The organism is Pseudomonas sp. BB438 (assembly GCF_057180225.1).
Window position 1 is genome coordinate 3,312,659 of record NZ_CM170001.1, and the last position, 25,252, is coordinate 3,337,910.

Annotated in this window: 16 protein-coding genes; 8 read left to right on the forward strand and 8 right to left on the reverse strand. The window is 64.4% G+C overall.

Annotated elements, in window-relative coordinates; genetic code table 11:
* Positions 1 to 172 precede the first annotated feature (172 nt).
* From AC1ZV1_RS15220 to fhuF, 3 genes are all read left to right on the forward strand, one after another.
* Positions 173 to 1,507: a lysine N(6)-hydroxylase/L-ornithine N(5)-oxygenase family protein gene (locus tag AC1ZV1_RS15220; RefSeq protein WP_484292416.1), complete on the forward strand. Its 1,335-nt coding sequence runs from the start codon at positions 173 to 175 to the stop codon at positions 1,505 to 1,507.
* A 98-nt stretch (positions 1,508 to 1,605) separates the two neighbouring features.
* Positions 1,606 to 2,592: a GNAT family N-acetyltransferase gene (locus AC1ZV1_RS15225; protein WP_484292417.1), complete on the forward strand. Its 987-nt coding sequence runs from the start codon at positions 1,606 to 1,608 to the stop codon at positions 2,590 to 2,592.
* Between the two features lie 31 nt (positions 2,593 to 2,623).
* Positions 2,624 to 3,379: a siderophore-iron reductase FhuF gene (gene fhuF, locus AC1ZV1_RS15230; RefSeq protein WP_484292418.1), complete on the forward strand. Its 756-nt coding sequence runs from the start codon at positions 2,624 to 2,626 to the stop codon at positions 3,377 to 3,379.
* Between the two features lie 81 nt (positions 3,380 to 3,460).
* Here fhuF and AC1ZV1_RS15235 read toward each other — a convergent pair whose 3' ends face one another.
* The 3 genes from AC1ZV1_RS15235 to AC1ZV1_RS15245 form a co-directional block, all read right to left on the reverse strand.
* The gene (locus tag AC1ZV1_RS15235) at positions 3,461 to 3,793 is read right to left on the reverse strand and encodes a DUF1508 domain-containing protein (protein WP_484292419.1); all 333 of its coding nucleotides are present in this window, start codon (positions 3,791 to 3,793) and stop codon (positions 3,461 to 3,463) included.
* 146 nt (positions 3,794 to 3,939) lie between these two features.
* The gene (locus AC1ZV1_RS15240; RefSeq protein WP_484292420.1) at positions 3,940 to 5,205 is read right to left on the reverse strand and encodes a carbohydrate porin; all 1,266 of its coding nucleotides are present in this window, start codon (positions 5,203 to 5,205) and stop codon (positions 3,940 to 3,942) included.
* A 90-nt stretch (positions 5,206 to 5,295) separates the two neighbouring features.
* Positions 5,296 to 7,737, reverse strand: coding sequence for a glucose/quinate/shikimate family membrane-bound PQQ-dependent dehydrogenase (locus tag AC1ZV1_RS15245; protein ID WP_484292421.1), 2,442 nt, complete (start codon positions 7,735 to 7,737; stop codon positions 5,296 to 5,298).
* A gap of 339 nt (positions 7,738 to 8,076) precedes the next feature.
* Here AC1ZV1_RS15245 and AC1ZV1_RS15250 point away from each other — a divergent pair, with 339 nt between their 5' ends.
* Positions 8,077 to 10,074 (forward strand): TonB-dependent receptor family protein, encoded by a 1,998-nt coding sequence (locus AC1ZV1_RS15250; protein WP_484297570.1) that lies wholly within the window; start codon positions 8,077 to 8,079, stop codon positions 10,072 to 10,074.
* 200 nt (positions 10,075 to 10,274) lie between these two features.
* Here AC1ZV1_RS15250 and AC1ZV1_RS15255 read toward each other — a convergent pair whose 3' ends face one another.
* Positions 10,275 to 14,003, reverse strand: a complete 3,729-nt coding sequence (locus AC1ZV1_RS15255) for an Ig-like domain-containing protein (RefSeq protein WP_484292422.1) — start codon at positions 14,001 to 14,003, stop codon at positions 10,275 to 10,277.
* Between the two features lie 691 nt (positions 14,004 to 14,694).
* On the opposite strand from AC1ZV1_RS15255, the gene AC1ZV1_RS15260 reads away from it, so the two are divergent.
* The 3 genes from AC1ZV1_RS15260 to AC1ZV1_RS15270 all read left to right on the forward strand — a co-directional run bounded on the left by AC1ZV1_RS15260 (position 14,695) and on the right by AC1ZV1_RS15270 (position 17,288).
* The gene (locus tag AC1ZV1_RS15260) at positions 14,695 to 15,303 is read left to right on the forward strand and encodes a hypothetical protein (RefSeq protein WP_484292423.1); all 609 of its coding nucleotides are present in this window, start codon (positions 14,695 to 14,697) and stop codon (positions 15,301 to 15,303) included.
* A 230-nt stretch (positions 15,304 to 15,533) separates the two neighbouring features.
* Entirely contained in the window at positions 15,534 to 16,919 is a 1,386-nt protein-coding gene (locus AC1ZV1_RS15265; protein WP_484292424.1) for an NAD(P)/FAD-dependent oxidoreductase, read from the forward strand.
* A gap of 24 nt (positions 16,920 to 16,943) precedes the next feature.
* On the forward strand, positions 16,944 to 17,288 hold the full coding sequence (locus tag AC1ZV1_RS15270) for a cupin domain-containing protein (RefSeq protein WP_484292425.1): 345 nt from the start codon (positions 16,944 to 16,946) through the stop codon (positions 17,286 to 17,288).
* Here the strand turns inward: AC1ZV1_RS15270 and AC1ZV1_RS15275 are convergent.
* Positions 17,278 to 18,765 carry a PucR family transcriptional regulator gene (locus AC1ZV1_RS15275; protein WP_484292426.1) on the reverse strand — a complete coding sequence of 496 codons (1,488 nt, stop codon included), beginning with the start codon at positions 18,763 to 18,765 and terminating at the stop codon, positions 17,278 to 17,280. The genes AC1ZV1_RS15270 and AC1ZV1_RS15275 overlap by 11 nt on opposite strands.
* Before the next feature lie 264 nt (positions 18,766 to 19,029).
* On the opposite strand from AC1ZV1_RS15275, the gene AC1ZV1_RS15280 reads away from it, so the two are divergent.
* On the forward strand, positions 19,030 to 20,070 hold the full coding sequence (locus AC1ZV1_RS15280; protein ID WP_484292427.1) for an ABC transporter substrate-binding protein: 1,041 nt from the start codon (positions 19,030 to 19,032) through the stop codon (positions 20,068 to 20,070).
* Positions 20,071 to 20,360: 290 nt separating this feature from the next.
* Here the strand turns inward: AC1ZV1_RS15280 and AC1ZV1_RS15285 are convergent, their stop codons facing one another.
* The 3 genes from AC1ZV1_RS15285 to AC1ZV1_RS15295 all read right to left on the reverse strand — a co-directional run bounded on the left by AC1ZV1_RS15285 (position 20,361) and on the right by AC1ZV1_RS15295 (position 25,021).
* On the reverse strand, positions 20,361 to 21,722 hold the full coding sequence (locus AC1ZV1_RS15285) for an MFS transporter (protein WP_484292428.1): 1,362 nt from the start codon (positions 21,720 to 21,722) through the stop codon (positions 20,361 to 20,363).
* Between the two features lie 305 nt (positions 21,723 to 22,027).
* Entirely contained in the window at positions 22,028 to 24,601 is a 2,574-nt protein-coding gene (locus AC1ZV1_RS15290) for a PAS domain-containing protein (protein WP_484292429.1), read from the reverse strand.
* Positions 24,602 to 24,745: 144 nt separating this feature from the next.
* On the reverse strand, positions 24,746 to 25,021 hold the full coding sequence (locus AC1ZV1_RS15295) for a YgaP family membrane protein (protein ID WP_484292430.1): 276 nt from the start codon (positions 25,019 to 25,021) through the stop codon (positions 24,746 to 24,748).
* Between the last annotated feature and the right edge of the window lie 231 nt (positions 25,022 to 25,252).

Consider the following 25,252-nt stretch of genomic DNA (forward strand, 5'->3'; position numbering starts at 1 on the left):
TGTCTCGTCTCTCCAGATAACGCGCTATCGACAGCGCACATCATGGGCGACACGCAGGATGAACGAGTGCCGGCTGCCGTTTGGCGGGGCACTCCTGGCAGGGCTGAGCAGTAAGCCGCCGGCACCCGCGTCGTCACGCCCCACGGCCATCGCGACACAGGACATTGGCACCATGACTCAGATGATCACCCCGACCTACGACGTGCTCGGCATCGGTTTCGGCCCCTCCAACCTGGCGCTGGCGATCGCCCTGCAGGAGCAGGCGCGACGCGAGGGCCGCCACTACCACGCGCTGTTCCTCGACAAGCAGGCCGACTACCGCTGGCACGGCAACACCCTGGTGGCGCAGAGCGAGTTGCAGATCTCCTTCCTCAAGGACCTGGTGACCCTGCGCAACCCCACCAGCCCCTACAGCTTCGTCAATTACCTGCACGCCATGGGGCGGCTGATCGACTTCACCAACCTGGGCACCTTCTACCCGTGCCGCATGGAGTACAACGACTACCTGCGCTGGGTCAGCGAGCAGTTCGCCGAGCAGCGCGTCTGCGGCGAGACGGTCAATCGCGTCGAGCCGGTGCAAGGCCCGGACGGCATCGAACTGGTCAAGGTGCTGTCCACCGACGCCCGTGGTCACGAGCGATTCCGCCTGGCGCGCAGCGTCGTGGTGAGCACCGGTGGCACGCCGCGCTTCCCGTCGGCGTTCAGCCATCTGCGCGACGATCCGCGTGTGTTCCATCACGCCCGCTACCTGGAGTGCATGGCCACGCAGCGCTGCAACCAGAACGAGCCGATGCGCATTGCGGTGATTGGCGGCGGCCAGAGCGCGGCCGAAGCCTTCATCGACCTGAACGACAGCTACCCCTCGGTGCAGGTCGACATGGTCCTGCGCGCCGCGGTGCTCAAGCCGGCCGACGACAGTCCCTTCGTCAACGAGATCTTCGCCCCGCGCTACACCGACCTGGTGTTCAACGAGCCCAAGGCCGAGCGCGAGAAGCTGATCCAGGAGTTCCACAACACCAACTACTCGGTGGTGGACCTGGACCTGATCGAGCGCATCTACGGCATCTTCTACCGCCAGAAAGTGGCCGGTGTGGATCGCCACGCCTTCCTCTGCCGTCGCCACGTCGAAGCCGCCAAAGCTGACGCCGACGGTGTCGAACTGACCCTGCGCGACAGCGCCACCGGTGCCGTGGAAACCCACCGCTACGACGCGGTGATCCTCGCCACCGGCTACGAGCGCAAGTCGCACCGCGAACTGCTCGCGCCGCTGCAGGACTACCTCGGTGACTTCGAGGTGGGCCGCGACTACCGCGTGCTGGCCGACGAACGCCTGCACGCGGGCATCTACCTGCAGGGCTTCACCCAGGACAGCCACGGCCTGAGCGACACGCTGCTGTCGGTGTTGCCGATGCGCGCGCAGGAAATCGCCGCCTCGATGTTCGAACACCTGCCGCCCCACGAGACCGCGCACAAGCCGACGCGCCCGCTGACCGCGGAAAGCGCCTGATCCCCGGGGCCCGGAATCCATTTCCGGGTCGACTAAATTTCTGCCGACCCTGCTCGTCATACGAGCGGGGTCGTTGCATTCACGAAAGGGAACCCTCCATGACGCCCAGTTTTTCCCTGCCGCTGCCCGATGGCCGCAAGCTCTCCGCCGACCTCGGCACCCATGGTCTGACCCTGCTGCTGGATAGCCGGCCTCTGCTCACCGCGCAACGTGAAGGCGAATGCTGGCAGCTGGCATCTGCGCCGACCGTGGAGGCCCTGTGGGCGCTTGCCTACTGGGCCTTCGCCGCTGACGCGCAGAGCGAGCGCGTGCAGTTCGCCGCTGCCAATGTTCCGGTCGAGGCGTTCGAGCAAGGCCTGGCAAACCTCGACGAAGTCGGTGGACGCCTGCAGATAGAGCGTGCTGTCTTCTGGCAACTGCCCGCTGCCTGGCACAGGGGCGCAACCAGTGCGAACTACCCGCAGGTCTATCGAATGAGCGGCGGCCGCCGCCATCCGCTGCGGGCACCCAAGCCGCAAGGCGAAGTCTATCGTCGTTTCGACGCCAGGCTGGGACAGTGGATTTCGCTGCGCACCCTGGATATCGAGCTGGACCTGGAACGCTTCAATCGCTGGCAGAACAGCCCGCGCGTGCTGGAGTTCTGGCAGGAAGGCGGCACCCTGGAGCAGCACCGCGCCTACCTGGAAAAAGCCGCGGCCGACCCGCACACCACCACCTTGATCGGTTGTTTCGACGACCAGCCCTTCGCCTATTACGAAGCCTACTGGGCGAAGGAGGACCGCATCGCGCCGTTCTACGAGGTGGGCGATTACGACCGTGGCATCCACATGTTGGTAGGCGAGGAGAGCCATCGTGGTCCGCACAAGGTGGAAAGCTGGATGAACGCCCTGGTGCATTACCTGCTGCTGGACGACCCGCGCACCCAGCGCATCGTCGCCGAGCCGCGAGCCGACAACGCGAAGATGATTGGCCACATGCAGCGCCTGGGCTTCTGGCGCGAGAAGGAATTCAATTTCCCGCACAAGCGCGCCGCACTGATGGTGCAGAGCCGGGAAACCTTCTTCGAGTGTTGCGGCCTGTGCTGATAAAGCTGGCCTGCTTGATTGAGGGCTGTTGGTGATCGCCGCCCTCGCGCCGTTGTATTTCGGCGAGTTCGCCAGCTACCGCGAGGTACTGGTGACCCGCGACGATCCTCGCCCTTCCATCCCCGTGCGCGCCTTGCTGGAGCGGGAGATGCTCGACAGCGTGCTGCGCCGCTTCGACCCTCCGCACGCCGATGGCGACCGCCGTGCGCTGGCGTCGCAGTGGTCCAAGTGGTACCTGGTCCGCCTCATTCCGCCGGTGGTGGCCGCCGCGCTCGTGCTCGGTCGTGCGTTGCCGTTGGCGTTTGACGAAGTGGACGTGGTGCTGGACGCCCAGGGCATTCCCGAGGCGTTCAAGCTGCCGGGGGAGGGTGGACCTTTCGCCGTTCCGCCGGGTGATCCGTTCCAGCGCTTCGCGCATCTCCTGGATGGCCACCTGCAGCCCTTCATCCAGCGTCTCGCCGCCGAGGTGCGCCTGTCACCCAAGGTGCTCTGGAGCAATGCCGGCAACTACATCGAGTGGTTCCTCGGCGAGATGGCCAAGCTGCCGCCGCTGGCTCCGATGCTGGATCATGGTCGCGAACTGCTGGAGGCCGAGCGCCGCCCGGATGGTACGCGCAACCCGCTGTACAAGCCGATCCAGTATGTCGAGGTGTCCTGCGAGCAGCGGGCGAACGGGCTGTGGCGGCAGCGGCGGACCTGCTGCATACGCTATCGCCTGGGCAGCATCGGGCATTGCGACAACTGCCCGCTGATCGACGAGCCGCCACCGGAAGCTAGCGATCTGTAGCGCCGCATTGGCGGCGTCTGGCCAACCGAGCGTCCACAAAAAAGCCCCGCATTGCGCGGGGCTCTTTCATTCACTCGTCACTCAAGCGTGCGTACGCAGCTCGGTGCTGAGGCCTGCCTGGGCGATCGTTGCGATCGCCTGGTCACGTGCGGCCTCGGAGTCGTACAGCTTGCTGGTCAGCAGTTCTGCACCGGTATTGTCGCGGATCACGAAGAAATTCTTGCCGCCGGGGGACATCTGGCGCTTGTAGCGCTCGACGGCCGCACAGGAGCTGCGGAGGCTGTTGATGGCCTGCTCGGCTGCCTCCTGTGTCGGGTAGGCGAGAGTTTCCAGCAGAGTACCGTGGGCCGTGTTCTTGAGCAGAACGCGACGGTTGCCGCTGCTGAGTTCCTTGATTTCATACCAACCGGGCATGTGTAGCTCCATATAACCGGTGTCAACGTCCTGCGGGTGTTCCCGCAGGGTGACAGGCCAGTTTAGGCGCGGCGGCATATTTTTGTTTAAGAAAAACCCTATTTATCAGAAGGTTACTGTATCAATTTGTCTCAGTGCGGCCTGCTTCAGAAGCTCGCCTTGACTTGCAGGCCGAGCAGCAAGGCGTTGTCGATGTCCTGGCCGGAAAAGGCGCCGGGCTCGATGACGTACTGCAGATCAGGGCGCAGGGTCAGCCAGGGCGTGGCCTGGTAGCCGTAGCTCAGTTCGACGAGCTGCTCGCCGCTGTCCAGGCTGGGGAAGTCCTGGCCATTGGCGAGGGCGTTGTTTTCCTGCAGGTCGCGGCTGCGCGGGTTCAGCACGGCGCGACCGTAGCCCAGGGCAACGGTGTCCTTCGGACGACCTTCGAAGGGCTTGTTGAGCACCACGCCTGCGCCGTACCACTTGGTGAAGGGCGAGGCGGCGCTGCTGGCGACCGATGCCTGGCCGAACAGGTGCAGGCTTCGGCCCTTGGAGGCCGGATCGTTCCACACGGCCTGGTCCACCAGCACGTAGTGGCCGCTGCGACCGGACACCTGCTTGTCGCCGCCGATGCGCTGCACGTCGGAGCTGTCGTAATACCAACCCAGCTTGTATTCACCGGGCAGCTCGCCCTGGGGCTTGTAGATCAGCTCGATGGGCACCACGGTGCCGGTCGTGTGCTTGGGCGTGAGGTGCCAGGCGCGGCTGGAATTGCCGTTGCTTTCCGGGTCGACGTTGAAGGCCGCGATGCGCAACTGCCAGTCCGGCGCGACGCTGTACTTCACCCGCGCGCCCAGGTGCGCATTGGGGTAATTGGTCCAGCCGCTGCCGCCGGACATGTTCAGCGGGTGGCCGCAGAAACCGGCGTTCATGAAGTTGCAGAGGATGCCGCTGTCCAGTCCGCCGACATCGTTACCCATTGCCATATAGCCGAGCTTGAGGTTAACCGCCTGGCTCAGGTCGCGCTCATAGCTCAGCTCGGTCAGGCGGGTATAGAGCCCGCCGTAGTTCTCCTGCACCGGCAGGCGGTTGCCCACCAGGTCTTCCGAGGCGCTGTTGCCGCGACGGTCGTTGATGGTCAGCTGGACCTTGCCGCCATTCTCCAGGCCGTAGAGTCTCGACAGGTCGAACTGCACGCCCAGCTTGATGTTCTGCGAGTAGCGCGCCGAACGGTGAAGGCCGCCGTGGCTGTTGTAGGCGGTCTCGCCGCTGTAGTCGCCGGTGAATTTGACGCCGTCGTCTTCCAGTTGGTGGCGCAGGCCGCCCCAGTCGCCGGTCAGGGTGTTTCGTTCGAGCAGGCCTTCCTCGGCCAGCGCGGGCAGCGAGGCGACGCACAGCAGCAGGCCGGGCGTGAGGCGAAGGGAAATGCGCATGGGATGTCCTGATGTCGCGAATAAAAAAGGCGCGGTGGTAGCGCTGCGCCGGAAGGTGGCGCCCGCGTGGGGGCGGGCGCGACAGGAGACTTACTGGCCGGCGGCTTTCCCGGCGTCAGGCAGCGCGTAGGCCAGCACGTAGTCGCCGCGGTCGGTGGACTGACGTGCGCCGCCGGCGGTGATGACGATGAACTGCTTGCCGGTCCTGGGCGACACGTAGGTCATCGGGCCACCCTGGCTGCCGACGGGCAGGCGGGATTTCCAGATTTCCTTGCCGTTGCCGCTGTCGTAGGCGCGGAGGTAGAAGTCCTGGGTGCCGGCGATGAACACCAGGCCGCCCTGGGTGGACAGCGTGCCACCGAGGGTCGGCAGGCCGATGGGGATCGGCAGGTGCATGCGGATGCCCAGTGGGCCGGTGTCTTCCACGGTGCCCACCGGGACCTGCCAGGCTACCTGGCGAGTCTTCATGTCGATGGCGGTCAGGGTGCCGAACGGCGGTGCCTGGCACGGAATGCCGGCGACCGACAGGAAGCGGTTCTTGTTCACCGCGTAGGGCGTGCCCTTGAGCGGCACGGCGCCCATGCCGGTGTTCAGCGCTTCGCCACCGCCGGCGGCCGCGCCCTTGTTGGCAGAGGGGATCATCTGGATCCACAGGCCCAGGCGCATGTCGTTGACGAAGATGAAACCGTGCACCGGGTCGGTGGAAAGGCTGCCCCAGTTCATGCCGCCCAGGGAGCCGGGGAAGCTCAGCGACAGGTCGGTGCCCGGTGCGGTGTAGAGACCGTCGTAGCGCATCTTCTTGAAGTCGATGCGGCACAGCAGCTGGTCATAGGGCGTGGCGCCCCACATGTCCGACTCGGTGAGGGGCTGCGCGCCGATCTGCGGCATGCCGACGGATTTCGGCTGGGTCGGCGAGTAGGGCTCGTCAGGGATATTGCCCGGCTTGACCGGTACGTCCTTCACTTCGGTGAGCGGCTTGCCGGTGGCGCGGTCGAGCACGTAGATCTGCCCGGCCTTGGTCCCGATCACCACCGCCGGTAAGGTCTTGCCGTCGTCCTTGGTGAAGTCGATCAGGCTCGGCTGCATGGGCAGGTCGAAGTCCCAGAGGTCGTTGTGCACGGTCTGGTAGACCCACTTCTCGGCGCCGGTGGTGGCGTCCACCGCGAGGATCGACGCGCCATAGGTGTGGTCGAGCTTCGTGCGCTCCACGCCATAGATGTCGGTGGAGGAACTGCCCATGGGCAGGAAGACGGTGTTCATCGCCGGGTCGTAGGACATCGGTGCCCAGCTGTTGGGGGTGCTGCGCACGTAGGTCTTGCCGTCCGCCGGGGCCTGCTTGTCGTCCGGGTTGCCCGGGTCGAAGGCCCAGCGCATGGCGCCGGTGATGACGTCGAAGCCGCGGATCACACCGCCGGGCATGTCGGTCTGGACGTTGTCCGCAACGCGGCCGCCAACCACCACGGTGGTGCCGGCCATGAGCGGGGCGGAGGAGAGCTGGTAGTAGGAGTCGGGCACGTCACCCAGGCCGGCCTTCAGGTCGACCTGACCGTTCTTGCCGAAGCCCTGGCAGAACTCGCCGGTGTCGGCATCGACGGCGATCAGGCGCGCGTCGATGGTGTTGGTCAGCAGGCGGCGCTGGCAATTGGCGCCAGCGGGAACACTGGCGGCGATGATCGGCGAGCTGTTGGGCTGGGTTGGCTGGGCGACTTCCTTCGTGGCATCGAAGTAGGCCATGCCACGGCAGCGCTGCCAGACCTTGGACTGGGCGTTGATCGGGTTCTTCCAGAGTTCCTTGCCGGTGTCCGCGTCGAGGGCGATCAGGTTGTTGTGCGGGGTGCAGATGAACACCTTGTCGCCGATCTGCAGCGGGGTGAGCTGGTCTTCCGCACCGTTTCCGTCGCTGATCGCCACGTCACCGGTGTGGTAGGTCCAGGCCACCTTGAGCTTGTCGACGTTGCCGCGGTTGATCTGGTCCAGCGCGGCAAAGCGGCTGCCACCCTCGGTGTTGCCGTAGTGCGCCCAGTCCTTCTGCGCGTGGGCCGGGTCCACCGGCGTCAGGCCAGGGCCCTTGCCGGTTGGCGCGACACTGGGGTGGGCGACGAACATGTTGCCGGCGGCGATTGCCACCAGCACAGCCAGTACGCCTGCAACTCCGTATGCGCTACGGCCAGCCTCGCGGCCGGCGGAGCGGGCCAGCAGCGGATAGACCAGCGCGACCACCACGCCGATGGCGCTGAACATGAACAGGCGCGAGAACAGCGGCCAGAACACCAGGCCGGTGTCAGCCACGGCCCAGATCGCGGTGGCGACCAGGAAGGCGGCGAACAGCCAGGCGCCAAGTGGTTTGCGCCGGGCGATCAGCAGGCCGGAAACGGCCATGGCGAGGCCGCCGATGAGGAAGTACCAGGAGCCGCCGAGGCTGACCAGGCGGACGCCGCCGATGGCCAGGGCGAGGCCGAGGAGGGCGATGATCACGCCCAGGCCGAGGAGGATGAAAGTGCTCGCGCGGGAGGCGCGCTGTACCGGTTTCATACAGAAGGTTCTCGCTGTGGAATTCGGCGATTATACGCTTAGCATGCTAATTAACTAGATAGTACAATCGTCGAAGTTAAAAATCCGGACGAATGAAATAGCCTCTTGTCCGCACCTTTCCCCACAAGATCCGATACGCGAAAGCCCTGTGCAGAGGCTGCCGAGACTGGCAGCATCGCTGATCGGTCCTATAGAAGAATCCTAGTCGCCGTGCTTGCCACCCGCTCTGTCCTACCCGCCCAACTCAAACTGCTGCCGCTGCTGATCTGCGGCGTTGCCCACGGCCAGCTGGCCTGCGCCGCTGACCCGCAGAGCGCGGAGCAAGCCCTGGCTGAACCCATGGTGGTGACCGGCGCCTATGCGCCGGTGTCGAGCTTCGATCTGCCGTTCTCCATCGATACCGTGCAGCAGCCGCAGCTCAGCGACGGCCAACTGGGCGTGAACGCTTCCGAAGTGCTGCAGCGGGTGCCTGGCCTGGTGGTGCAGAACCGTCAGAACTACGCCCAGGATCTGCAGATCTCCTCCCGTGGTTATGGCGCGCGCTCGGCCTTCGGCATTCGCGGGCTGAAGCTGCTCAGCGACGGCATCCCCGCCAGCACACCGGACGGGCAGGGCCAAGCGGCAACGCTGAACCTCGATGTCGCCGATCGCATCGAAGTGCTGCGCGGCCCGGCCTCGACGCTCTACGGCAGCAACAGCGGCGGGGTAATCCAGATGTTCTCCCGCGATGGTTACGGGCCGCCGAAAGTCGGTGCGGAAACCACCTTCGGCAGCGACGGCTTCAACAAGAACCACCTGTATGCCGAAGGCGGCACCGACCAGGCCGGTTTCCTGCTCGATGCCTCGCGCATGGACACCGACGGCTACCGCGACCACAGCGCGGCGCGCCGCGACCAGACCTTCGCCAAGCTCCATTTCAAGCCCGACGAAGACAGCCGCCTGGCGCTGATCTACAGCAGCCTGGAGCAGAACAACACGCAGGACCCACTCGGCCAGACCTGGGACGCCTACCAGCACGACCCACGTTCCGTGGCCACGGTCGCCGAGACCTACAACACGCGCAAGAGCATCGACCACCAGCAACTCGGCATGAACTACGAGCGTTACTTCGGCGACGCGACCCTGCAGGTCAACCTCTACGCCGGCCAGCGCAGCGTGGTGCAGTACCTGTCGATCCCCCGGGGGGTGGTTTCCAACGCCCAGCGCGGTGGCGGTGTGGTGGACTTCGACCGCGAATTCCACGGCGGCACCCTGCGCTGGATCCAGCCGGTGCACGGCGTTCCGGGCGAGCTGACCGTCACCGCCGGGGTGGACTACGACCGGAGCGAAGATGACCGCAAGGGTTTCCAGAACTTCAGCGGCGACCAGTTGGGCGTGAAGGGCGAGATGCGCCGTAACGAGAACGACATCGCCACCAGCCTCGACCCCTATGTGCAGGCGCGCTGGGAGCTGGGCAACTGGACCGTCGACGCCGGCCTGCGGCACAGCACCATGAAGATGGACGTGGACGACCACTACCTGGCCAACGGCGACTCCAGCGGCTCGAAGACGTACCGGCAGAACAACCCGTCGCTCTCGGTGATGTATGCCTTCACCCCCGAGCTGCACGGTTACGTCAGTGCCGGGAAGGGCTTCGAAACCCCGACCCAGGCCGAGATGGCGTATGCGCCGGGCCTGGCAGAAAGCTTCAACTTCGGTCTTGACCCGGCCACCAGCACCCAGTACGAGATCGGCGCGAAGGCCAGGTTCGCGGGCAATACGCGGATCAACGCGGCCGTCTTCGAAATCCGTACCGACGATGAGATCGTCGTCGCCAGTTCCACTGACGGCCGCACCAGTTACCAGAATGCCGGCAGGACCTTGCGCCGGGGCTTCGAGCTGGGCGTGCAGAGCGACCTCTCCGAGCAGTGGCAGGCCACTCTCGCCTACACCCGCCTGGACGCCACCTACGACGAGGACTTCGTCGAGAGCGGCAGCACCATCGAGAAGGGCAATCACTTGCCTGGCGTGCCCGGCAGCAGCCTGTTCGGCGAGCTGGTGTGGAAGCCGCAGGATGGCATCAGCATGGGCTTAGAAGGCCAGTACCGCAGCAAGGTCTACGTGGAGGACAGCAACGAGGACAAGCCAGCGCCCAGCTACGCGGTGTTCAACTGGCGGACCCGGTTCGAGCAGCACGTCGGGCCCTGGACCTTCCACCAGTTGGTGCGCCTGGACAACCTGCTGGACCGCCAGTACGTCGGCTCAGTGATCGTCGGCGACAGCAACGGGCGCTACTACGAAGCCGCGCCGGGGCGCTCCTGGTACGCGGGGGCTGGACTGGAGTATCGGTTCGACTGAATTCGGGTGCCGCACAATTCACGAGCACTACGTCAGACAGGCCAGCGACTTGGCGGTCAGCGTCACCAAACGGGCGAAGCCTGTTTCGACGGACTGCGGAACAAAAAAAATGGGCGCTCAAGGCGCCCATTCTTGTGTCGGTGGAAGAGCAGTGAGCCGGCATCGCCGACCCTATGCCTCCACACGGTGCTTTCCTGGCATCAGACCAGGTTAACGGTTACTCCTTGTTGCACAAGCAGTTCCGCATCCAGCGTGGAGTACTGGTAGCTCACATAGGAAACGCCACCGATATCCACCGAGCCCTTGTTCGCCCAGTCGCCCAGGTCCATGCCGTTGGCCAGTACATCGTCTAGGTTGACCACATCGCCAGCATCGCCGCGCACCATGACCTGCATCTTGCCATCGCCGCGGAATAGATTGGTGCTCCCCAGGTCCAGGACGTCACCCAACGACAGCCTGAGCGTGTTATTGCCGGTGCCGGTGATGTCCAGAATTTCCACTGAGTCGATCTTTCCGTTCAGGCGAGAGAAATCCAGTACCTGATCCTTGCCGGTGAGCATCAGCGTATCCACACCCGCGCCGCCGTCGATGTTGGATTTGGCACCCAGTAGAAGCGAGACGTCCGCCACCTTGAAGATATTATTCGCGGCATCGCCCTGGTAGCTCGATGCGCTATGGATGTCCTGCACGGTCTCTACCAGCGCGCTGCTCTGCTCGCCAATGTTGTCGATACGCAGGCTGTCCAAGACGAACATATCCGTTCCACCATGGAGTTCGAGGCGTGTGAAGGAGGTGCCCGCAGGCATGTCCCATGATAGGACGCCCTGTACCTGGTAATCGGCGGTACCACCGTATGCCTTAAGGTCTACTGTCAATATCAGGGAGTTATTGGCATCAAAGAACTTCAACAATTGGCCGCTTTTAGTCTTGTTAAGGTCCGCAAATTTCGCTGTGAAACGCGTCCCGGAAGCCCCTTTCAGGTCTATGCCGACAGCACTGCCCGCGACTACCTGCAGGAGTGATGCGTTCCCTTTGGTGCCCCAGTCCCGCACTGCAGGCGCGAGCTTCAAAATCGGATCGAACGACTTCAACAGCGCAGTAACCTTGATGGAACCGATATCCCGGCTTTGCCCAACGTTAAGCGTCTGCGCAGAAATTGCCTCGAATTCGTGGGAAATGGTGCTGGACGATTGCGCCACAAAGTCCGACGAGTTGCCTGCCGCGTCTACGATGGCGGCAGACATGTCATCGGTGCGTCCCCCCATTCCCAGAACAAGAGTCTCCAGGTAAATACTATTGCCAGACGGCGGTTCAATCGTGAAGCTGCCGATAATCACACCAACCGGGGCCTGGAACTCCATCATGTGGCCGAAGCCCGAGGAGCCAGGCGTGTACTGTTGACCCACCGAAGTTTTGGTCACAGTCTGGATGAGGTTGCCCTCCAGGTCGTAGAACTTGTAAGTCGTAGCTGCCGTAGTGCTCAGATTAGACAACTTGAGCGAAACCGCGCTGGTCCCGCCGTGGATATCGATAGTGGTTTTGGGGCCGGCAAAAATTGCCCCTGCGCCCGCGGTGGGGATAGTGACCGCGCCTGTAAAGTGTAGTGTCAGCCCCTGGAAATCAACGCTACTGGCGCTTGCGCTGCTTTTGTAGGTGAAGTCCGAAAGGAAGTCGATGCGCTTGGGCGCACTAGCCTGAATGTCAACAGCGCCGGCCGCGATCTCCGCCTCGGTGAGGAGATGCTCATACCGCGTCCCGTAGTGCGACAAGACGATACGATCCCCCAGCTTCACGGTTTGTGGATCGAAGGTGACCTTTACCGCCCCATCGGGCTGGGAGGTCATCGAAAGGGGGGCTGCAGGCCTGTTGGCAGCGTTCAGTAAGGTTACCGCCGCGGCGCTTTCTGCACCGATGTTGCCTGCCGCGTCCACCACGCGAGAGAGAATTGTCCAATCCTTGGAGTGCACACTGTCGTCCATGACGAACCAGTTGGTGCCTTCCACCTTGGCGTCCGTCCAGGTGGTCCCGTTATCGAGGGACACCTGTACCTTCTCGCCTTTGCCCAACGCCGAGGTCAACGTGCCCGCCATCACGCGCGGCGCGCTGCCATCGTTGGTTACCAGGTCGGTGTTGGTAAAACCGCTGTCCTTGCTGATGTAGCTGAGTGTGGCGAGCGTTTCCGGAGCAGTGGTGTCGATTACGATGACCTGCGGAGCGGATGCCCCAATATTGCCGGCCGCGTCCGACACCTCCACGGTCAAACTGTGTTCGCCTTCGCCCAAGGTCGGGCTTGGGGTGAACGACCAGGTACCGTCTTCGCTCACCACAACCGAACCGATTTCACGGCCATTGTCACGGACGACGACAGTTTCGCCCGCAGTACCAGTGCCGCTCAGCGTCGGCGTTTCCCGGTTGAACTCGGGGAGTTGATCAAGGGTCGGTGCGTCCGGCGGCGTAAGGTCTACAACGATAAAGCCTGGCGCCGACGGATCGGAGACATTGCCCACCTTGTCCACCGCTTCCACGGTCAGCTTGTGCTCGCCTTCCTCCAGTGCCGGGTTCGGGGTAAACGACCAGGTTCCGTCTTCGCGTACCACGGCGGAGCCAATTTCAGTGCCATTGTCGCGGATCACGATAGTATCGCCTGCCGTACCGGTGCCTCCCAGGATCGGGTTTTCATTGGTGGCGCCAGGCAGGGTATTGAGGGTCGGAGTCTCCGGGGCGGTGGTATCGATCAGGACGATACCTGGTGCCGACGGCAGGGAAACGTTGCCCGCCTCATCCACAGCCTCCGCCGTCAGGCTGTGTTCGCCTTCACCCAGTACGGGATTCGGGATGAACGACCAAGCGCCGTCTTCACCCACGATGGCGGTGCCGATCTCCTGGCCGTTGTCGCGGATGACAATGGTCTCGCCCGGCGTGCCGGTACCGACCAGGGTCGGGCTCTCGTTGGTCGCGTCCGGCAGAGGGGCGAGGGTCGGGGCATCTGGGGCGGTGGTGTCGACCAGGATGACGAAATCCTTGCTCTTGCTCACCAGCGTCGAACCGTTCATCAGCTCAACACTGACGGCGTGCGAGCCCTCGCTCAGCCCGCTGAGCCTGTAGCTCCAGTTTCCCGAGGCGTCGGTTGTGGCGTCGCCTTGCCAGACATTGTCGACATAGACCTTCACGATGCCATTGGGCGCGGCCTTGCCGTGCAGTGTCGGGTTGACGTCATCCACCGGCTCACCGCTGGTGAAGTTGCCGACGATACGGCCCTCGCTGTCGTAGCCATGGGTGATGCTGGGTCGAGCGACAACGGTGACCGCCCACGGGCTGCTCATGGCGCTCACATTGCCCTGCGCATTCTCGGCCTGGGCCACCAGGTTGTGCGTGCCCAAGCCCATGTCCGCCTTGGGTGTGAAGCTCCAAACGCCCGCCGAGTCGGCCACAGTACTGCCCAGCAGGGTGGCGCCGTCGTAAATCTTCACTACGTGGCCCGCTGGAGCAGTGCCCGTCATTTTCGGGCGTGCATCGTCGGTCCAGTCGTTCTGGCTCAGCGGACCGGTCGCCACCCCCGCGTTGTCCTGCACCGAGGTAATCGACGGGGCGGCAACCCCTACATTGATAATGAAGCCTTCGCTAGTGGCGACCTTGGACCAGCCATTCAGCAACTCGGCCTTGATGGTGTGCGATCCGGAACTCAGCGTTTTCAGCGTGAAACTCCAGTTCCCCGAGGCATCCGCCGTGACATAGCCCTTGGCGAAGTTATCTACATAGATTCTGACGTAGCCATTGGGAACGGTCTGACCATACAGCGTAGGAGTGGTGTCATCCACGGTATCGCCACTGAAAAAATCACCGACGGTATCGCCTGCATTGTCATAGGCATGGGTAACGCTGACGTACGGATTTGTTGCTGCAGTTTTTGAGGAAACTTCGGAACTCATTTTTGCTTACCAGAAGAGGGGGGAAGAGAGAGATGCCAAGTGCTGGATGTCCATAGGCGCCCTTGGACTTGCTTCTGGCCAATGGATCCAGTCAGGACTTGGCCACGTGGGCGAACCCTATTGGGTAATAGGGGGGCGGCATAGTCCGGCACCGTTCTGGTAGCAGGCTGAATGAAAAATGAGAACTAAGTTGGAAATAACAATAATATATAAGGAATAATCTTACGTTGGTTGTAGATTTATCTGACAGTGTTGCGGCAATTTATTCGACAGATCATCGAAAGTTCAACTCGCAGCAAATCGTTTTACTTGAGGTGTTGCAGGTCCAACTTGGGGTTTCGTCGAAATAATATTCTGCATTAAATGTCAGGATGCACTGCTTCATGCTTCAAACATTCGCACAACAGGGTTGCCAAAAGCCAAACAATCGACCGTAGCACCGTCTATATGGAACGGGTTGGCATTCCTCGATCTGCAGCACTTTGCGAAATGCAGCTGCCGCCCGCTTTTCCGGGACATCAGGAAAACCACATCACCTGTTGTGTAGGGGCAGTCTGGTCGTCGCCGCGCGCTCACGAGCCGGCGTTCTCCGTGTCCGATTGTCGTCTGCGGGGCGCCATGATCGCCTCGAATCCACTATCCTCGCGTCCTTTGCATTCAACAGGGCTGGCGTGTGATGGGCAGATGGGCAATGGGCGCATTGATGATGTGCGTGGCGGGCTGGGCTTCGGCGGCTGATCCGCTGTTCGGCAAGTACAACTATGGTGCCGCGCAGAAGGGCATCGGCGAGAAGCAGGGCTTCGCTCCGTGCCTGGAATCCACCGGCGTCACTGCACGCTGCAAGGAGAACGTCGACTACGCCGGCGGCCGCTTCCGCCTTGCGCTGACCTTTGACAAGCAGAAGCTGGTGGATGCATCGCTTTATGGCGAATACAGCGACGCGTCCTACCAGCATGTGCTCCAGCAGGTGGCGAAGACCTACATGCTGGTGGCGATCGCTGACGACAAGAACGTCGTGGATGTGCTGGCCCACACCCTCAACCCGAATCGCACCGAGGCCGATGCCAAGGCCATTGGCGAATTCGAGACCCATGCGCTGCGCAACGGAAACATCACCTACCGGCTGTACGAACAGCTCGACAAGTACATCAAGCCCGGCCTGAGCGCGAAGGAAGTACTGGCCTCGCTGCCGAAGAACATTCGCGTGGCCGAAGTCACGGTCAAGCGCGACAAGTCCGGCAGCCTGCTGATCGTGAAGTTCGCCCGTCCCGGGCTCGCACCGAAGAAAACCAAGGGCTGAGCCCGGGTGCCCGTGACCCGCCTCCGCCTGTAGGCGGTGGCCATGCCGGTGACTTCCCAGCCGGTGAATCCGGCTCGGTACTGACCGTCGCGGATCAACCTCGCGCCTGCAAAGGCGCGGCTTCATATCTTCGTATGAGGCCTTCCCCCGGATTGCATGGAATGGACGATTGTTCGCCCCTGGCCTGACGCAGGACAGTGGCGCACTACCGTCCAATCTGGAATCCGCACATGAAACGTTCCCTGTGGCTGGAGGAAATCGCCTCCGAGCTGACTCCGCTGCCTGCGCTTGAAGGTCAACTCGAGGTCGACGTCGCCATCGTCGGCGGCGGTTTCGTCGGTCTGTGGACTGCACTGCGCCTGCTCGAACTCCAGCCCGACTGCCGCGTCGCCATCGTCGAGCGTGACATCTGCGGCGGCGGTGCCTCGGGCCGCAACGGCGGCTTCGTCATGTCCTGGTGGCCGAAGATCAGCTCTCTCGCTGCGCAGTGTGGCAAGGAGGAGGCGCTGCGCCTGGCTCGCGCCTCGGCGGCGGCCATCGGCGAGATCGAGGCCTTCTGCAAGGCCCACGACATCGACGCGCACTTCCGCCGCGCCGGCTGGCTGTGGACCGCCACCACCGATGCCCAGCGTGGCGCCTGGAAGGGTGTGCAGCAGACCTGCGAGCGCCTCGGCGAGCCGGTGTTCCAGTCGCTCTCCGACCGCGACGTAGCGCGCCGTGCCGGCTCCCCGACACACCTCGAAGGCGTCGTGGAAGCCAGCAATGCCACCGTGCAGCCGGCCCGGCTGGTCCGCGGCCTGCGCCGGGTGGCGCTGGAGAAGGGCGTGCGGATCTTCGAGAACACCCCGATGCTCAGCCTGGATCGCGGCCAGCCGGCGGTGATCCGCACGCCTGGCGGCGAACTGCGCGCACCGAAGGTGGTGATGGCGACCAACGCCTGGGCGGCGGCTATTCCGGAGCTGCGTCGCACCATCCTGCCGGTGACCAGCACCGTGGTCGCCACTGCGCCGATGCCCAAGCGCCTGGAGCAGATCGGCTGGACCGGCGGCGAAGCCATCACCGACTCGCAGCTGATGGTCGACTACTACCGCACCACCCAGGATGGTCGCATCGCCTTCGGCAAGGGCACTGGCATGATCAGCTTCGCCAGTCGCATCGACGAGCGCTACGACCACAATCCGCAGCTCAGTGATGACACTGAGCAGGACCTGCGCCGCACCTATCCGCAACTCGCCGACGTCCCCGTGACCCACAGCTGGTCCGGCCCCATCGACCGCACCTACGACAGCCTGCCGGTGTTCGGCCACCTGAACGGTGCGCCGCACGTCGTCTACGGCATCGGCTGGAGCGGCAACGGCGTCGGCCCGAGTCGCCTGGGCGGGCGCATCCTCGCCAGCCTCGCGCTGGGCATCGATGACGAGTGGAGCCGCTGCGGCCTGGTCGGCCGGCAGCCCAAGCGCTTCCCGCTCGAGCCGGTGCGCTATGTGGGGGGACTGATGGTACGTGGCGCCGTGCAGCGCAAGGAGCAGGCCGAGGCACAGAATCGCCGCGGCTCCTGGCTGGACCGCACCCTGGCCGGCTTTGCCCCGGCCGGCCTCGAAGACAAGGACCTGTAACGGGTCCCGCAGAAGGAGAACGACATGCCCCAACCGATCCTGCTCACCGGCACCGCCGGCCTCGAACTGCCGGCACCCCTGCCGGTGAAGGAACCCCTGGGTACTCCGGTATCCAGCACCGCGACCCACGCCGAGGAAGGCGAGGGCGGGCTGCTCACCGGTGTCTGGGAGTGCACGCCCGGCCGCTGGCGGCGCCAGGTGCTGTCACGGGAATTCAGCCACTTCCTCAGTGGCCACTGCCTGTTCATCCCGGATGACGGCGAGCCTCTCGAACTGCGCGCCGGCGACGCTGTGCTGTTCCCGGCGAACTGTCAGGGCACCTGGGATGTCCGCGAGACCGTGCGCAAGAGCTTCGTGATCATTCCCTGATCCCGACGTCTATCCCGGCAATTTGCGCCGAGCGCAGGGCGATCCAGAGGACGGCCACGTCTTCGGTACAGTCCAGCGAGCGCTCGGTGATTTCCTCGATGCGGCGGATGCGGTAGACCAGCGTCTGTTTGTGCACGTTGAGTCGTTGCGCGGCCTTCTGCCAGGAGCGGTTCTGCTCGAGGAAGACGCGCAGGGTGTGCTGTAGCTGGCCACCCTGCTGCGCGTCGTAATCCGCCAGCGCACCGAGCACCCGGCGGTGCACGCGCCGCGCTTCTTCCAGGCTCGCCGGTAGCCAGGACTGCTCGCCCTGGGCATCGGCATAGGCCACCAGGGGTCGCTGGTGGGTGGTATGGGCCAGCGCCAGGCGCGCCTCGCGCAGCGCTTCCACCGCCCGCAGCGCATGGCCCAGCGGATTGCTGCGGCCCAGGGTGCAGTCCAGCTCGACCTGAAGCGATTCGGCGTGACCTGGCTCGTTCAGCAGCAGGATCAGTTCGTTGCCCTGGTGGCGCACCAGCAGCCCTATTCCCAGCCTCTGCAGCCGCTGCTGCCAGTGTGTGGGCAACTCCCCGGCGGCGCGCGCCAGCACCAGGCAGGCGCTGTCCACCGGGCAATTCAACTGCGCCAGGCGCTCCTGGGCGGCACGTTCGGTGAGACGCTGCTGCAGCAGGTCGTCCAACAGCTCCGAGCCCAGGCGCAGCATGCGTTCGTGTTCGACCTGGGCGCGCTCCAGCTCGATGCCCAGCACCGCCACGACGTGGTGCAGCAGGCCGTAGTCGAGCAGCTCGCCGCCGGTGGCGAGAATCTCGCAGGTGGTCAGAGACGGTAGCGGCATCACCAGCGCCTCCTGCTCGCCATTGCTGCAGCGGGTCACGGTGTCCGGTACCGAGCGGCGCTGGGCGAGGGCCGTTCGCCAACTGTCCGGCAGCGGCGGCAGGCCTTCCTGCCACGGCTGCAGGGAGGCTGAATCGAACAGATAGAGCTGCGCACGCACATCGCTGCACAGCCGGCGCAACAGTCCCGCAAGGCCAAGTCCGCGCAGGCCGATGCGGGCACTCTCGTAGATGCGCGTCACGGCGCTGCGGCGTTCGTGTTCTTCCTGCTTGCTGGCGTCGACGATGGCGCGGGTGACGGCGGAGAAGGGCACCGCGTAATCGGTCATCAGCAGCGGAAAACCCAACTGGCAGGCTTCGTCCTGCAAGGCCTGGATATCGTTCGGCGCCTGCATGTTCTCGCCGATCATCAGGCCCGAGATGCGTGCTCCGGCGAGGCGCTTGAGGTAGTCCCGCTGTGCCTGGGCCTCGGCGGGAATGCCGATGCCGGTGGTCATCAGCAGATCGCCTTCACCGAGCCATTGGGTCGGGTCCGCCAGTTCGCACACATGCGCCCAGCGCAAGCGCCGGCCGACGCCTTCGCTGCCGCCCAGCAGGCGGGTGCGCAGGGAGGTGTTGTCGAGGATGTCCTGGATATGGAAAGGCATGGCGGGTCCGCAACGAATAACGACAGGCAATCGGGCCGGCAAGCATGCCACCAAGCGCGAGGCCTTGTCGCGCCTGGCTTGGGTGGGCGCGGAGGGCTTCGTACCGGGATACGAGCGGGGTCTTCCGAATTGTAGTTCCGTCTGATTGTTGAGCCTGGCGGAAAGCCCCAAGACTAGCTGGCAGTGCGCCATGCGAGCCCGTCGAGGCCCCGAATGGCGCCGCCTGCCGCGAAGCAGGCCGTCTACTCACCGGAGACCATAACAATGAACAAGATCCTGAGTTCTTCCATCGCCTGCGCACTGGGTTGTGCGGCGATGTTCCCCGCTTTCGCCGACCTCACCGTGGTGTCCCACGGCGGCGCCAACAAGGCGGCGCAGGTCAAGGCTTTCTACCAGCCCTACATGCAGCAGAACGGCAGCCGCCTGATCGCCGACGAGTTCAACGGCGAGATGGCCAAGGTCAAGGTGCAGGTGGATACCGGCAGCGTTTCCTGGGATGTCGTGGAAATGGAAATGCCCGAACTGGCGCGCGCCTGCGATGAAGGCTTGCTGCAGGAGATCGGCGAGCAGCCGGCCATCGCCAAGCTTGCGCCGGACCTGCTGGACGGCGCCGTACAGCCCTGCGGCGTGGGCTTCTTCGTCTGGTCGACGGTACTGGCGTACAACGCCGACAAGCTCAAGAGCGCGCCAACCGGCTGGGCGGATTTCTGGGATACGCAGAAATTCCCCGGCAAGCGCGGCCTGCGCAAGGGCGCGATGTACACCCTCGAGTTCGCCCTGATGGCCGATGGCGTGGCGCCGAAGGACGTGTACACCGTGCTCGGGACCAAGGAAGGCCAGGATCGCGCGTTCAAGAAGCTCGACCAGATCAAGCCGAGCATCCAGTGGTGGGAAGCCGGCGCACAGCCGCCGCAGTACCTGGCCTCCGGCGACGTGGTGATGAGCTCCGCGTACAACGGCCGGATCGCCGCCGTGCAGGACGAAAGCAAGCTGCGCGTGGTGTGGAACGGCGGAATCTACGACATGGACGCCTTCGCCATTCCCAAGGGCGCGAAGAACACGGATGAAGGCCTGCGCTTCATCCAGTACGTGCTGCAGACCGAGCAGCAGAAGAACTATGCCCAACAGATCGCCTACGGCCCGGTGAATCGGGCCGCCGTCCCGCTGGTGGATGCGGCACGCCGCACCAACATGCCTACCGACGCGGCCAACCTGGCCGGCCAGGTGGCGATGAATGCGGCCTTCTGGGCCGACCACGGCGAGCAACTGGAGCAGCGCTTCAACGCCTGGGCCGCCAAGCAGTAACGTTTCACAGTGTGCGGCCACGCCGCACGTTCAGGCCGCCTTCGGGCGGCCCTTTTTTTTGTGGGCGCGCCAGCCGCGACAGATCTGCGAATGGTCCCGAACGCCCCGGTAGGAGTGGGCCATGCCCGCGAGCCACGGACGAAGTCCGCGCGCCCCGTCGTGCATCGGCACCCTGAGCCTTGCTGACGGATCGCGCGCATGGCGGGCTCCTGCACGAGAAACACAAATCATCGGGCACAAAAAAGCCCATCGAGTTTCCGATGGGCTTGCCGGTCAGATCCAGGAGCGCGTCAGGTCGCCAGGCTCAGCGATGCCGACTGCTGCAGCGAGCGGCCTTTGGTTTCGGGCGCCCAGGCCAGGCAGATGAAGAACGCCAGCAAGGTGATGGCTGCGCCGATCAGCAGGGTCGCCTGCAGGCCGATGGACTCGATGCCGATGGGCATCAGGTAGGTGCCGGTGGCCGCACCGATACGGCTGAAACCGACCGCCACGCCCACGGCAGTGGCGCGCACGGAGGTGGGGAACAGCTCGTTGGGGTAGATCCACTCGAGGATGCTCGGGCCGCCGGAGACGAAGGCGTAGAACGCAAAGGCGCCGACGATGAACCAGGCCGGTGCGTCCGCCCACAGGCCCAGGGCCAGCAGCGGCAGTGCCATCAGCGCGAAGGGCACCACCACCATGGGACGGCGGCCCCAGGTTTCCACCAGTTTCAGCGCGGGGATCACACCGATGGCGAAGAGGATGGCGATCATCAGCTCGCCCAGCGTCGAGGCGTTCTCGCCTTTGATGCCGGCAGTGAGCAGGATCATGCTGCCGAAGGTGTAGAGCACATACTGCGGGGTGATCTGCGCGAAGTAGAGCATGCCGCACATGATGGTGCGCTTGAGGTAGCCGCCCGAGGAAATCATCTTCAGGTCGCTTTTCCACGAACGATGACGGCCGCCATCGTTCAGCTCGGCAACGTCTGCGGGGGTGATTACCACGTCCTTGTCGTAGACCAGCTTGATGACCTTCTGCGCGTCCTCGATGCGCCCCTTGCTGGCCAGCCAGCGCGGCGATTCCGGGATGCCGCGACGGATCAGCACGACGATGATGCCGACCACCGCGCCGCTGAACAGCATCCAGCGCCACAGCGAGTGGTCGCCGGTCCAGGACACCATCAGGTAGCCAACGATGAAGGCGGTCATGGCGCCGCAGGACCAGGCCAGCCCCGACACACCGATCATGAACCCGCGACGCTTGGACGGGGTGAACTCGGTCAGCAACGAAGTGGCGATGGGATAGTCCGCGCCGACTGCCAGGCCGATGACGAAGCGCAGCACGATCAGCTGCCAGGCCTCGGTGACGAAGGCGGACAGGCCGCAGGCGATCACCAGCACGGTGAGGTCCAGGGCGTACATGGTTTCCCGGCCGATGCGGTCGGTGATGGCGCCGAACACCGTCGCGCCGAAGAAAATGCCCAGCAGAGAGGCCGCGCCAATCAGGCCGGTTTCCACCGAGGTGGCAGCGATGTCCTGGCCGAAGCCGATCAGCGCGATGCCGATCAGGCTGAGGATGTAGCCATCGAGGAAGGGACCACCGCAGCAGGCGAGCAGCAGCTTGCGGTGAAATTTCGATACCGGGGAATGTTCAATGACATCAAACACGCTCATGGGTACAACCTTTGTTGAATTTATAAGTGGCCGGGCAGGCAGCTTTCTTGAGCCGGCAATGGGCGGCAGGAGCCCGTGTCAGTGGCCGGCAAGGGGGAGGCAGAGGGTGCAGGGGGCGGGCGAGTCGAACAATTCACCCAAGGTAAGAAGCGTGGTGGAGGAGCCTGTACGATCGTATGAGCAGGTGGTGCTACTACGACGGGCACTGGCCGTGAGAGCCATCCGCTTGCGCAGAGGATTCCTCGGGCCGTGTGTGGTCAGGATCCCCGGGTGGGTGCAGGCCGCGCAGCCGGTTGAGAGCCAGGTCAGCCGGCGCTGACCAATTGCAGCAGGCGCGCGGCGAGTTCGGCGCGGCGAAAGGGCTTGGACAGCACCTCGTAGCCACGGATCTGGCTCGGAGTGAGGTTGGCGTAGCCGGTAATGATCAGTACCGGCAGTTCGGCAAAACGGCCGCGCAGATCCTGGGCCAGTTGTGCGCCGGTGCGGTCGGCCATGATGTGGTCGGTGACCAGTACATCCGGCACCAGACCGTTGTCGATCAGCGCCATGGCAGCTGCCGCCGAGGGGGCGTCGGTGACCTGGTAACCAAGATCGCGTAACTGCAGGCGCGTGGTGTAGCGCACCATCTCCTCGTCATCGACCAGCAGCACATGGATCGGCCGGGGCGCCACCGGGGCATCGAAGGTGTCGGCACCTTCGATACTGATCAACTCTTCGGTGATCGGCAGCCAGACCGTCACCTGGGTTCCGCTGCCTTCCTTCGAAGCGATGCTCAGGCCGCCGCCGGACTGTGCGGCGAGCCCCTGTACCATGGATAGCCCAAGGCCGGTCCCCTTGCCCACGCCCTTGGTGGAGAAGAACGGTTCCAGGCAGCGGGCCAGAGTCTGCGCGCTCATACCGCTGCCGTTGTCGCTTACCACCAGCCCGACGAAGTGCCCGCCACAGAGCCCCTCGACCTGTCCATCGGCGATTTCGCTGACCTTGCCACTGATCTTCAGCTGGCCGCCATCCCCCATGGCATCGCGGGCATTCACCGCCAGGTTGAGAATCGCCAGCTCCAGTTGGTGCGGGTCGACGATCACGGCGGGAAGACGTTCGGGCACGTCCATAGCCACCTCGATCATGCCGCCCAGCGAGCGCTCGATCAGATCGCGCATCTCGCCAACCAGCTCCCGCAGCGACACCGCCTGCGGCTTCAGCGTTTGCCGGCGGGCGAAGGTCAGCAGGCGGCCGACCAGGATACGTGCGCGATCCGCAGCCTGCAGCGCGCCATCGATCAGGGTGGTGGAGCGCTCGTCGTCCAGGCGTCGGCGAACCAGTTCCAGCGAGGCCATGATCGGTGTCAGCAGGTTGTTGAAATCATGGGCGATGCCTCCGGTGAGCTGACCGATCATCTCCATCTTGCGGGATTCGTGGAGCTGGGCGACTGCGGTCTCGCGTTGGGCCACCATGGCGGCCACGCGCTCCTCCAGGCTCCCGTTGAGACGTCGCAGTTCGTTCTCGGCGTGAATGCGCGCCGTGATATCGACGCAGACGCAGAGCATTCCGGTCATCGCCAGGTGCTCGTCCAGCAGCGGCGTCAACTGGTCCTGCACCCAGACCTCGCTGCCGTCGGGACGCAGGTGACGGTGGACGATCTCCCTGGGCGAGGGCGCTCCAGCGAGCAACTCGGCCAGCGGCGGCTCGACGATCTCCTGCAGGCGGCTGCTCAGCAATGCCTGGCGAGAGCGGCCGACGATCTCGCAGTAACGTTCGTTGACCCGGGTGAACAGGCCGTCGCGGTCACACAGCGCAATGCCCGCACTGGCCTGCTCGAACATCGCCGAGAGTTGGGCGGAGCTTTCGTGCAGCGCCGTTTCCGCGCGGGCATGCAGGATTGCAGCCCAGGTCTGCTTGGCAGTCTCTTCCGCCATGCGCAGCTCGAAATCGGCATAGCCATGGGGCTGTTCATGATGAACGACCAGGACCGCCTCCAGCACGCCATTGCGGATTACCGGCACGTGCAGCGTGGCGGCCAGGCTGAAGTCACGGCGGGTCTGCGCTTCGCTTTCGGGCAGAGTGCCCGGGGCGCCACGGTAGTGCCGTGCTACCGGAAGCCCGGCCTGCAGCGAGCGCAACAGTTCGTCACCGAAGTCGCGGTAACGATGGCGACCGATGGCGCTTTTCCCAGCGTCGAGGAACTCGCCGGTGACATCGAAGGTGGTGCCATCGCCGTTGTCCTTGCCGAAGAACACTCGCGAGGCGCCCAGCAGCTCGCCCAATTTGCCCGCTGCGATGCTTTCGATCCGTTCCGGCTCGGTGATGGTCGGCAGGATGCGCCCGAGTTCCAGCAGGAAGGCCTGGCGGCGTTCGAACTGCACGCGTTCAGTGGTCTCCGTGACAACGCACAACACGCCGCCAATGGAGCCATCGTCAGTGCGAACCGCCGAGTAGGAGACGTCGAAGTACACGGTTTCGCCGGCACCATGGCGCTCGATATAGAACGGACGGTCCTTGGCCGAGAAGGTCTCGCCGGTCTTGCGCACGCCACGCAGCAAGGGTTCGAGATCACCCCAGAGTTCAGTCCAGTTTTCGATCGCCGGACGGCCGAAGGCGCGGGGGTGCTTGGCGCCGATGCTCGGCGAATAGGCGTCGTTGTACAGGGCCACGTACTGCGGGCCCCAGAACAGAACGATCTGCGCCTTCACCGGCAGCACCGTGTCCATCAGCGTCTTCAGGCTCGTTGGCCAGGACTCCGGTTCGCCCAGCGGCGAGTCGCTCCAGTCGAGCGTGCGAATCAGCGTGGCAACGTCCTGGCACGGTGAGGCGGCCTCACGAGCGAGAGCAGTGGAGACATCAGGGGCTGCCGGTTCGGTAACGATATCGGAAAGCTGTTCCATGGGATCGGAGGGCGCCGGGGGTCGAGGGGACAACTATCGTTAGGAGCGCCGGAGCGGCAGCCGCGTTCCGCTGGAATAAACGCCGGGCTCGCGGCGGCGATTCAGACTATAGCTCGACGCCGGCAGAACGTCCGATCCTCGCGCTCAGCTCCTGGCGGTTCGGGTGGTGGCGCGCGACGGCCGGCGATGGGGGGAGGGCTGGGGCAACGGGTGGACTTCGGACACCGAAGCCTGTTGCAGGTCGCTGACCATTTCTTTCAGCCGGCAGTGCCCGGTCAGGCCGCGCTTGACCACCAGCACGGCCGCCGCCACCTCCAGCCAGCCACTCACGCCGCCACGGCGCACGCCCTTGCCGATACCGGCCAGGCCTATCGCCATCGACAATGCGCGTTCCCATCCGCTGACATTCTGCTGATTCATCTCAGGTCTCCCATTGCGGTTGTGCAGATCGGGGGCAGGATTGGCCCCCCTGAAACTGGGAACGGGCGAAGGGCGCGCCGGTTCCGTCAAAAATACGGATGGTCGCCGGGCGCCTGTGCTGTTGCATACCGCGGAGCGCGCGAGTCAGCCGCGCGCGAAGCCGCCAGAGTGGCTCGTCCAGGGTGCACGTCCGGTGAACGGCGGCAGTGGTGTGGGTGTGAGGTGCATCGG